The following is a 9,397-nucleotide window of genomic DNA, read 5'->3' on the forward strand; positions in this document are numbered from 1 at the left end:
AATCAGGAAAAGGTAAGAGATATATTGACCTTAAAAACAAACCGGTTTTACCACTCTTAGCACTCTTTCTTAAACATTCACATAAAATATAAATACAGAATACCGCGATATATATAGGTTGCTTAATCGATCTCCGGTGGGGGGATATATTTTTTCAGGTGGTGCATGTGGTTCGTGCGATTGGTCGGGTAAAATGTAGTTCAGGGAGCCATATGCTCATTGTTGAGTGTGATGCTGCCAAACTGCCGCGTCTGTACAGCCATGTTCTGGACAAACGCTGGAAGCCGGTAGGCAAACTTGTAGACATATTCGGAAATATCGCATCCCCGTACGCAGCTGTGGTCTGCACTATACAGGACCGAGAGAAGCTGATCGGTGAGAAAGTGTTCATCAAATAATCAGGAGAGAAGAGATGTCAGAAGAGATAGAGAAACTTCGAACCCTTCAGAAAGAGCGTGAGGCACTGAAGAACCGGCTTGTCGGAAAGGTCGCCGAGAAGCAGAAGCGAGTAGAGAACCAGACCGAGACACAGTGCCCGGAATGTGGAAGCAGGCAACTGGTTCATGATTATGAGCGTGCCGAACTGGTCTGCCAGCAATGTGGTTTAGTCCTGGATGCCGAGTTCATCGATCGTGGTCCAGAGTGGCGTGCATTCGATCATGATCAGCGGATGAAACGTTCCCGTGTGGGAGCTCCCATGACCTTCACGATCCATGATAAAGGTCTCTCGACCATGATCGACTGGCGTAACCGTGATAGTTATGGTCGTGCAATTTCATCCAAAAATAGGGCACAGTTATACCGCCTTCGGAAATGGCAGCGGAGAATCAGGGTCAGTAATGCCACCGAGCGAAACCTGGCATTCGCACTCTCCGAACTGGACCGGATGGCATCAGCTCTTGGTCTTCCACGAAATGTTCGTGAAACCGCTGCAGTTGTCTATCGTGATGCTGTAGACAAGAATCTGATCAGGGGAAGAAGTATCGAAGGTGTGGCAGCTGCAGCTTTATATGCAGCCTGCAGACAGTGCAGCGTGCCACGAACCCTTGATGAGATCGCAGAAGTGTCACGGGTTTCACGCAAAGAGATCGGAAGAACATACCGGTTCATTTCACGTGAACTCGGGCTCAAACTCCTCCCGACCTCTCCAATCGATTATGTCCCACGATTCTGTTCCGGACTCCAGTTAAAAGGAGAAGTGCAGAGCAGGGCAGTAGAGATTTTAAGGCAGGCAGGAGAGCGTGAACTCACCTCCGGGCGCGGACCAACCGGTGTGGCAGCCGCAGCGATTTATATCTCTTCAATCCTCGGAGGAGAACGCCGGACGCAACGTGAAGTTGCTGAAGTCGCTGGCGTGACCGAGGTTACCATCAGAAACCGGTATAAGGAACTGGCAGAAAAGTTAGATATCGAGATCATCCTCTGAATCTCTTTTTTCGTGGGCTCGTAGATCAGGGGTAGATCGCTACGTTCGCAACGTAGAGGCCGCGGGTTCAAATCCCGCCGGGTCCATAAAAACGTAAACCTGAATGTCCTGTTATTTTGATAACAGACAGACAGGATCAATAACCGACCGCATGATTACGGGCACTTTTATTCCTGCTTCTCCGGGAACTCCCATCAGGCTGTAATAGAGATTCCAGGTTCCTGATTTTGATATATGGATCTCGGGATCAAGTATCCATACTCCTTTCTGCTCACTCTCAATAACAGGACCCTGTCCATCAGGTGAGAATGTAATCCCGTCAGAAGAGGTGGCAAACATCAACCGCTGTCCTTTCGCTCCGGCAGAGAGATCCACATAAAAGAGTCCGTACGTTTCGTTCGCGAACATGGCTACAGAAGGATCGGTTGCTGATTCAAGCCGGTATCCTTCATCATTGGTCCATGTCTTACCATCATCATCAGAGACCGCACTCCTGATCCCTCCTCCCGAAATCGCATAGTACATCCTCAGTCTTCCATCAGCCATTCTGAGACCGGTGGGTATCGAATATTGACCTTTCATATCCTGATCAGGAGTCTGGGACAGGATCACTTTTCCTTCAGGAGAGAATTTGACTCCGTCTTCTGAGATGGCACTATACAATGACGGGCCGGTCTCATCATTAATCCCGTAAATCATTCGGTAACCGCCATCTGATCGCTCATAAACCCAGGGGCTGGAGAACGGAGATGAGATAGCATGCTCATCACCGGGAAGGAGGCATCCGTCAGGGAACTCATGCCATTCTGAACCATCTGAAGAACCTGCACATCTGACACCTTTCCCAAGGCCTGAGTAATACGCCATCATATTACCATCAGGAAGCGTGGCGATGGTTATTGATGATCCAAGCAGACCGGTCTTTTCTGGTGTTCCAACACAGTCACGAATGTGGATCATTCCCGGAATATACTCCTGTGAAGAAGAGCCAAAGGTGAAGAGGATAGGTTCTGTTCCATTGAGCGGGAAGGTGATATTGCGGAACTGAGCCTGGTGGCCGGTAATGGTAACTGCAATCTGGTGCTCACCCGGAGTTAGTTCTGTCACATTCCAGGGGGTTTCACCCATGTAGATCCCATCCAGAAACACTGCCACCCCAGGCAGATCTGCATCCACCCTGACATCACCCAGCACTCCCGCAGATAACGGGAGCAGAAGAAGGATAATAAACAGGAGGAGCATCTGACGGGGATATTTCATATCATGGGATCCGTGTCCATGGAATAAGTATCTTCGTGTATTCCGGAGGTTAAAGACGGGATCATCAGGCTCTAATCAGATAGCACGCAGTTAATTACCCCTCTCCACGCTGACAACAGACAACTATCCATATATGGCGCTTCACATGAGACATCATGAAAAAATGAATTTCAGATCACTCATAAAAAGGTATTCTGATTGAACCAGAATCGGCACTCAGACAATCTGTGAGATACGATCCATTGCCTTTGCAAGAGTATCCATCGATGCAGCGTAGCTGAGCCTGAGCCATCCCGGTGTATTGAATGCAACCCCCGGGGTTACCGCTACATGTGCCTCTTCAAGCCACCGGTTTGCAATTATGGCATCATCGCCTTCAATTTTGATATATGCATAAAAGGCACCGTCTGCCGGTGCATACCCAAGTCCCATATCCATCAGGCGGTTTAGAACAAACTCACGACGTCGCTCAAACTCACACCGCATCTCCCCGATGCACTGTTGTGATCCTTTCAGAGCTGCAACTCCCCCATACATCGCAAAAGTGGTGGGATGGCTGATGGTGTGCTGTTGAACTTTATTCATATATCCAAGGATCTCCTTCGGAGCAACCGCATAACCCAGACGCCATCCGGTCATTGCATATGCCTTGGAAAAACCATTGATCGTAATCGTCCGGTCAGCCATTCCCGGAAACATCGCCGGAGAAAAATGGATCTGTCCATATACCAGTTTCTCATAGATCTCATCAGAGAGTGCAATCAGATCATGATCCTGGCAGATATCTGATATCAACCTGAGCGACTCACGATTCAGCACCGACCCGGACGGATTGGACGGACTGTTGACAATGATCATCCTAGTCTTGTCATTGACTGCCTCAAGGAGACTGTCCTCAACCTGAAAGGTCTTCTTATGAAGTGGGTGGTGAACCGGTGTCCCGCCTGCGATCTGGATACATGGCTCGTAACTTACCCAGGAAGGATCCAGGATGATCGCTTCGTCTCCCGGATTGAGCACGGCCTCACATGCCTCGTAGATTGCATCCTTGGCTCCACAGGTGACGATCACTTGATCGCTTGTGCACGGAAAACCATTCTCAGTCTCGATCTTATCGGCTATGGCAGAGAGGAGTGCCGGGATACCCCTCCCCGGGGCATAATGGGTCTCCCCACGGTTCAGTGCCCCGATACAGGCATCAGTGATATGGGCTGGTGTTGGAAAGTCAGGTTCTCCGATAGAGAGACTGATGACATCGATCCCGGCGGCCTGCATCCTGCGGGCCTTGTCAGTGATCTCGATAGTAGCTGACGGGGCAATGGCCGCAAGTTTTGATGAAAGTGATCTCATGCCAATCGCTGAACAAGCTTGATGGCTGACTCAACAGCTCGTTTGCCATAATCAACGCGATCATTTGCTTCAAGCCTGCTCATACCCGGACCTGAGATCCCAAGGGTGACCGGCTTTTCGAACTCAAGGGAGAGATCGATGATCTTCCGGGCAGCGTGCTGGACCACGATCTCATCATGCTCGGTTGCTCCCTCGATCACACATCCGATCGTGACGACTGCATCGACATTTTTTTGCTTGAGCAGTTTCTTGATCGCCAGAGGCATATCATATGCCCCGGGGACATAGAACCGCTCAACAACCTCGGCACCAAGGAACTTTGCATGCTCCTCTGCCTCGATCTCCATCATATAGGTAATATCACGGTTGAATTCCGCGACGACGAATCCCAGTTTTATTGTCATTATTATCTCTCCATACCTGGTTACTGACGGGCAGCTCCTGCATCTGAAAATCCCTGTCGCTGGCCAGAACCTGCCTCGCGTTCAAGGGTACCCGGACGCATGAGTTTGATAACATTCACCGCGTGCTCACGGGCACGCTGCTCGGCGAGCCATGCCAGTTCAGCATCATCAGCAGCCTCATCCTCATGGACAAATACCTCGATGATATGCCGGCTGGTCATCAGCTGACACTGAATCAGACCGGTTGAGGCCTCATGGGCACACATCCGGTCCTTCTCTTTCCCGCCCGGCATCCCGAGCGCCATGCAGATATCGCACCTGTACTCTTCAAAGAGCTTTTTGCAGGCTACCGGGAGATCTTTCACACCCGGCACCGTATACCGCTCGATGACGACACTGCCGTGTTTTTTGAGTTCATCGATCGCGAACTTACCCATATTCACCCGGGCAAATGTGGTGTCCGCGATACCGATCTTCATCCCATAACCTCAGCCGCTGCCATGACACCTGATGATGCAGGTTTGTGTCCGGCCTTCTGGATGGCATACTCGGTTGCTGCAAGGGTTGCCAGGAGTTCTGGTGCAGAGACACAGCCCATGTGCCCGATCCTGAAGATCACATCCTTGAGGTGATCCTGACCCCCTGCAATCTGGATCCCGAGCTTCTTAACATTACCTCTGAAGTCCTTGTCATTGGATCCCTTTGGTATTTTTGCAGCAGTGACCGTGTTCGAGAACTGGTGAACAGCGTCAGTCTTCGGAAACATCTCAATGCCCCAGGCAGCAACCGCTGCACGGACCGCCTTTGCCATCCGGTGGTGCCTGGCAATCCGGTTCTCAACTCCTTCCTCCTCAATGATCAGGCAGGCCTCCCGAAGCGCGAGAAATACCGGAACAGCCGGAGTATAGGGGGTCTCCATAGGAGACTTGGCTGCATTCTTCCGGTATGCCGGGAGATCGAGATAATATGGCGGATTCTTCACAGCCTTTTCCCAGGCACGTGATGAGACCGAAACCGCTGCAAGCCCTGCAGGTGCGGCAAGACATTTCTGAGAGCCGACGATCGCCACATCAACACCCCATTCATCAGCCTTCACCGTGTCCCCACCAATGGAAGTGACCCCGTCCATAATGAAGAGGGCATCATGCTTACGGCAGATCTTCCCTACTTCTGCACCGGGATTGAGAATTCCGGCAGAGGTCTCATTGTGAACCATGGTCACAACCTCGCACCCGTTCTCGAGTGCAGTGTTCAGCGCCTCAAGGTTCAGAGGCGTTCCCCATTCTGACTCGATCGGGAGTGATTCACCATAACGTTCCCCGATTTTCCAGAGCCGCTCACCAAACTTACCGTTGATGAGATGTGCCATCTTTCTGCCCTTACCAAAATTGGCAACTGCGGCCTCCATGCCTGCAGTTCCTGATCCTGATATTACCACGAGATCGTTATTTGTCCCAAAACACGGTTTGAGCACACGGACAATATCAGAATAGGCACCGCCGAACTCGGCACCCCGGTGGTTGATAGCCTGTCTGGCCATTGCGAACCGCACCCGTTCAGGGAGGGGTACCGGACCTGGCAGCATCAGGAGAGTCTCATCTTCCATAGAATCAGGTATACTTATACCACTACTGCCTGATTATATCTTGGAAGATATGGTTGATGTAAGCATCATAAGTGGTTCTGCCTCTGATGAAGAGGTAGCAGAGAAGGCCTGGACAGTTCTCAAAGAGAAGGGTATCACCTACGATTACCAGGTCATCTCAGCACACCGGAATCCCGATCGGCTCGATGAATATCTGGCTGGATCTGATGCAAAGGTGTTCATCTGCATCGCCGGACTCTCGGCAGCTTTGCCTGGTGTAGTTGCTTCAAAAACAAAAAAACCGGTTATCGGGGTGCCGGTATCAGGAAAAATGATGGGGGGCATTGATGCAGTTCTCTCGATTGTGCAGATGCCAAAAGGAGTGCCGGTTGCCTGTGTTGGTCTTGATAACGGACAGAATGCAGCTCTTCTTGCAATCAGAATCTTGGATCTCTCCAAATTGTAACATTTAATCGCTGATCGATGACTACCGTAGCGGAATGGGTGGTGAAGGAATGTTCATATCGGAGAAGAGAGAGGTGATATCAGATCCATGTGTCTGCGGACCGCCACCCTGTATGGTGAATCCCCGGAGGATATTATGTCGGGGATTTCCAGTTCAGTTCTCCGCAATCCGACATTAGGGTTTGTATTTTCATCAATCTCACTTGACATTTCCGATCTTTCAGATCAACTGTCTGCCATCCCTTTTCCCATCATCGGGTGCTCAACTGCCGGGGGGATCCTTCCTGGTATGAACGAGAACCCAATAACAGAACATTCTGCTGTAGGGTGTCTTCTTGATCCGAATCCTGCTGCCTTTCAGGTACAACTTTTTGAACTAGGGGATCTCTCCTCGTTTACCCTCGGTGAATCGATAGGGAAATGGGGTAGGGAACAGTTTAAAAATCCGATCTTTTTTATCTTCACCAGTGGTCTGGGAACCGATGTTGAACAGATACTGGAAGGAATTCATGAATCCATACCAGGTCAGACCCGGATCTTTGGTGGTCTGGCTGGCCGTGTTGACAGACAGGAGATACCCTATGTCTTCACCAATGGATCATGTTCTTCAGAAGGGGTGGCAGTCCTGCTCCTTGATGAGAGTGCATTTGAAATTCACGGCATCATGACCAGCAGATGGCATCCAATCGGGCCGGAGATGATCGTAACCAGATCAGACCATACCAAGGTATATGCTATTGATGATCAACCAGCTGTTGATTTTTATTCCCGCTTCCTGCAGATTACCGATCAGGAGATTACTGATCATACTGCAGCATTCCCACTCATGGTAAAGCGAAAAGACGGAACCGAATTCATCAGATCACCGATCGGGGTGGACTGGGATCACCGGGCCCTCATATTCGGTGGGAGTGTAACGGAGGGTTCGGTTGTCAGAATCGCCAGTTCACGATATAAGGGATCTTACAGTAGCAGAACTGTGGATATCTCTCATTCATATAAAGAGATTCAGAATGCCCATCTCCTCCTGCTCTTCTCAAGTCTGGAAGGCCATAACTCCTCTTGTTCTGCAGTTGAGGATCAGATCAATACTGCATACCAGGCAGGGACCGCACCGCTTATCGGGTTTATTAGTTCAGCAGGGATCGGTGTAAACGACAACGATCGCTGCGAATTTCATAGTGAGAATTTTTCTCTGGTGACCCTCAGGCAGAGACGTCGACGGTGAACATGTTCTGAACATATCCTCCAGGATAAAATGCAATCATTCATGTCCTCCTGCAACGATCATCTGATACGCTGATTGAGCAGAACCAGAATACCAGATCGAGAACTGAATTCGAGTTGAGGATTCCCAGATGCAAATATTGGGTTGCCCTGTCCACCGGTTATGAGGAGGATGAGCTCATGGCTTTGATGAAGAGGGGAAGATGATCACAATTCTGCTGGTAGATGACCAGAAAGAGCTTCTGGATATTACCCGTCTTTTTCTGGAAAAAGGTGGGGATATCACCGTTAATACCGCATTGTCAGCACAGGAAGCACTTACCATGCTGAATCAGAAAAAATATGACGCCATTGTTTCTGATTACGAGATGCCTGCTATGGACGGCATCGAATTTTTAAAGATCATCAAACATGATGATATCGAGAAGCCCTTCATCATATTTACCGGAAGAAGCAGGGAAGATGTGGTCATCGAGGCACTCAATTCAGGGGCAGATTTCTATCTTCAGAAAGGAAGCGATCCCAAGGTCCAGTTTGCTGAACTCAAAAATATGATTCAGCAGACAGTAATGCGCAAGAGAGCTGAGGAAGCATTGCTCCAGTCTGAAACCAACTACCGGACTCTTGTTGAATCTACCGAGGATTCTATCTATATGGTAGACCGGAACGGCAGATACCTCTTCATGAACTCACATCACAAAGTCAGACTGGGTATCCCTGGATCAGAGGACCGGGGGAGATTCTATGAGGAACTCCATACTCCCCAAGAGTCTGAACGGTTTCTCACCCTCGTTCGCGAAGTGATCCAAACAAGCAGGTCATTATCCGATGAGTACCAGCGGGATGGCAGATGGTTTATCAGAACCATGAGCCCGGTGAGAAACACAATAGTTGAACTGACGATTGCGGTCACTGTGGTTTCAACCGAGATCACCAGAACCAGGCAGCTTGAGCAGGCATTTTCAGCGCTCGAAGCCCAGTACCGGATACTGGTCGAATCCACTCAGGATTCGATCTATTCAGTTGACCGGGGATGTAGGTATCTGTACATGAATTCACATCATAAAGCCCGCCTGGGAATATTGGATGATAGGTATCAGGATAAATGCTACCAGGACTATCATTCCCCTGAAGCATCTGAGCGGTTTACTCATGCAGTAAAGCAGGTATTTGATGAAATAAAGCCAGTCAGAGAACAATACTATAACGATGACCGATGCTTTGTGAGAACCTTCAGCCCGGTAATCGATACCAAGAGCGGAGAGATCACATCAGTGGTGGTAGTATCTATCGAGACAAACCACTAAAAAATAGGAGATATTAGTAACGGCGACGGTTGCCGCCACCGTAGCCACCACCGCTACCAAAGTCACTGCGTGGCTGCATTGGGCGTGCTTCATCGATACGAAGAGTGCGGCCTTCAAAGACAGTCTGGTTCAGACCATCCATTGCTGCCTGGGCTTCCTCGGAAGTTCCCATCTCAACAAAGGCAAAGCCTTTCTGTTCGATTACTTTTACGCTTGCAACATCACCATACTGGGAGAATAAATCCCGAATCTGGGATTCATTGACGGAGTACGTCAGATTTCCGACGTATAAACGCTTTCCTTCCATTGCTAATCACAGATTCCTTATGATACATACGCGATCTGCCCATCCTGAAAAATCAGAATAAAGCAG

At 49.6% G+C, this 9,397-nt stretch carries 11 protein-coding genes and 1 tRNA gene; 6 read left to right on the forward strand and 6 right to left on the reverse strand.

The window, feature by feature from the left end:
• The first annotated feature begins 167 nt into the window (after positions 1-167).
• The 3 genes from LUQ50_RS01040 to LUQ50_RS01050 all read left to right on the forward strand — a co-directional run bounded on the left by LUQ50_RS01040 (position 168) and on the right by LUQ50_RS01050 (position 1,512).
• Positions 168-398 carry an H/ACA ribonucleoprotein complex subunit GAR1 gene (locus LUQ50_RS01040; protein ID WP_300034855.1) on the forward strand — a complete coding sequence of 77 codons (231 nt, stop codon included), beginning with the start codon at positions 168-170 and terminating at the stop codon, positions 396-398.
• A gap of 14 nt (positions 399-412) precedes the next feature.
• Complete coding sequence (locus LUQ50_RS01045) at positions 413-1,426, forward strand: transcription initiation factor IIB (protein WP_109968726.1); 1,014 nt, start codon at positions 413-415, stop codon at positions 1,424-1,426.
• Between the two features lie 14 nt (positions 1,427-1,440).
• Positions 1,441-1,512 (forward strand) — tRNA-Ala (locus LUQ50_RS01050).
• A 25-nt stretch (positions 1,513-1,537) separates the two neighbouring features.
• Here LUQ50_RS01050 and LUQ50_RS01055 read toward each other — a convergent pair.
• The 5 genes from LUQ50_RS01055 to LUQ50_RS01075 form a co-directional block, all read right to left on the reverse strand.
• Positions 1,538-2,686, reverse strand: coding sequence for a PEGA domain-containing protein (locus LUQ50_RS01055; RefSeq protein WP_300034865.1), 1,149 nt, complete (start codon positions 2,684-2,686; stop codon positions 1,538-1,540).
• Between the two features lie 216 nt (positions 2,687-2,902).
• Positions 2,903-4,036 (reverse strand): pyridoxal phosphate-dependent aminotransferase, encoded by a 1,134-nt coding sequence (locus tag LUQ50_RS01060; protein ID WP_300034868.1) that lies wholly within the window; start codon positions 4,034-4,036, stop codon positions 2,903-2,905.
• Positions 4,033-4,440, reverse strand: a complete 408-nt coding sequence (gene ribH, locus LUQ50_RS01065) for a 6,7-dimethyl-8-ribityllumazine synthase (RefSeq protein WP_300034872.1) — start codon at positions 4,438-4,440, stop codon at positions 4,033-4,035. The genes LUQ50_RS01060 and ribH overlap by 4 nt, the downstream gene beginning before the upstream one ends.
• 20 nt (positions 4,441-4,460) lie before the next feature.
• Complete coding sequence (ribC, locus tag LUQ50_RS01070; protein ID WP_300034875.1) at positions 4,461-4,919, reverse strand: riboflavin synthase; 459 nt, start codon at positions 4,917-4,919, stop codon at positions 4,461-4,463.
• Positions 4,916-6,046: an alanine--glyoxylate aminotransferase family protein gene (locus LUQ50_RS01075; protein ID WP_300034878.1), complete on the reverse strand. Its 1,131-nt coding sequence runs from the start codon at positions 6,044-6,046 to the stop codon at positions 4,916-4,918. Before LUQ50_RS01075 ends, ribC begins: the two co-directional genes overlap by 4 nt.
• Before the next feature lie 49 nt (positions 6,047-6,095).
• Between LUQ50_RS01075 and purE the strand changes: the two genes are divergently transcribed.
• The 3 genes from purE to LUQ50_RS01090 all read left to right on the forward strand — a co-directional run bounded on the left by purE (position 6,096) and on the right by LUQ50_RS01090 (position 9,024).
• Positions 6,096-6,491 carry a 5-(carboxyamino)imidazole ribonucleotide mutase gene (gene purE, locus LUQ50_RS01080; RefSeq protein ID WP_300034881.1) on the forward strand — a complete coding sequence of 132 codons (396 nt, stop codon included), beginning with the start codon at positions 6,096-6,098 and terminating at the stop codon, positions 6,489-6,491.
• 87 nt (positions 6,492-6,578) lie between these two features.
• The gene (locus LUQ50_RS01085; protein ID WP_300034884.1) at positions 6,579-7,718 is read left to right on the forward strand and encodes an FIST signal transduction protein; all 1,140 of its coding nucleotides are present in this window, start codon (positions 6,579-6,581) and stop codon (positions 7,716-7,718) included.
• Between the two features lie 202 nt (positions 7,719-7,920).
• Positions 7,921-9,024, forward strand: a complete 1,104-nt coding sequence (locus tag LUQ50_RS01090; protein ID WP_300034887.1) for a response regulator — start codon at positions 7,921-7,923, stop codon at positions 9,022-9,024.
• A gap of 13 nt (positions 9,025-9,037) precedes the next feature.
• On the opposite strand, the gene LUQ50_RS01095 is transcribed toward LUQ50_RS01090, so the two are convergent.
• Positions 9,038-9,331: an RNA-binding protein gene (locus tag LUQ50_RS01095; RefSeq protein WP_300034890.1), complete on the reverse strand. Its 294-nt coding sequence runs from the start codon at positions 9,329-9,331 to the stop codon at positions 9,038-9,040.
• Positions 9,332-9,397: the final 66 nt, after the last annotated feature.

The sequence above is a fragment of the Methanospirillum sp. genome (genome assembly GCF_028679455.1).
GTDB lineage: Archaea > Halobacteriota > Methanomicrobia > Methanomicrobiales > Methanospirillaceae > Methanospirillum.

Bases quoted from the DNA above. Each gene is read 5' to 3' on its own strand.
- LUQ50_RS01045 (WP_109968726.1), top strand. From the start codon at position 413: ATGTCAGAAGAGATAGAGAAACTTCGAACCCTTCAGAAAGAGCGTGAG.
- LUQ50_RS01055 (WP_300034865.1), bottom strand. From the start codon at position 2,686: ATGAAATATCCCCGTCAGATGCTCCTCCTGTTTATTATCCTTCTTCTG.
- LUQ50_RS01060 (WP_300034868.1), bottom strand. From the start codon at position 4,036: ATGAGATCACTTTCATCAAAACTTGCGGCCATTGCCCCGTCAGCTACT.
- ribH (WP_300034872.1), bottom strand. From the start codon at position 4,440: ATGACAATAAAACTGGGATTCGTCGTCGCGGAATTCAACCGTGATATT.
- ribC (WP_300034875.1), bottom strand. From the start codon at position 4,919: ATGAAGATCGGTATCGCGGACACCACATTTGCCCGGGTGAATATGGGT.
- LUQ50_RS01075 (WP_300034878.1), bottom strand. From the start codon at position 6,046: ATGGAAGATGAGACTCTCCTGATGCTGCCAGGTCCGGTACCCCTCCCT.
- purE (WP_300034881.1), top strand. From the start codon at position 6,096: ATGGTTGATGTAAGCATCATAAGTGGTTCTGCCTCTGATGAAGAGGTA.
- LUQ50_RS01085 (WP_300034884.1), top strand. From the start codon at position 6,579: ATGTGTCTGCGGACCGCCACCCTGTATGGTGAATCCCCGGAGGATATT.
- LUQ50_RS01090 (WP_300034887.1), top strand. From the start codon at position 7,921: ATGATCACAATTCTGCTGGTAGATGACCAGAAAGAGCTTCTGGATATT.
- LUQ50_RS01095 (WP_300034890.1), bottom strand. From the start codon at position 9,331: ATGGAAGGAAAGCGTTTATACGTCGGAAATCTGACGTACTCCGTCAAT.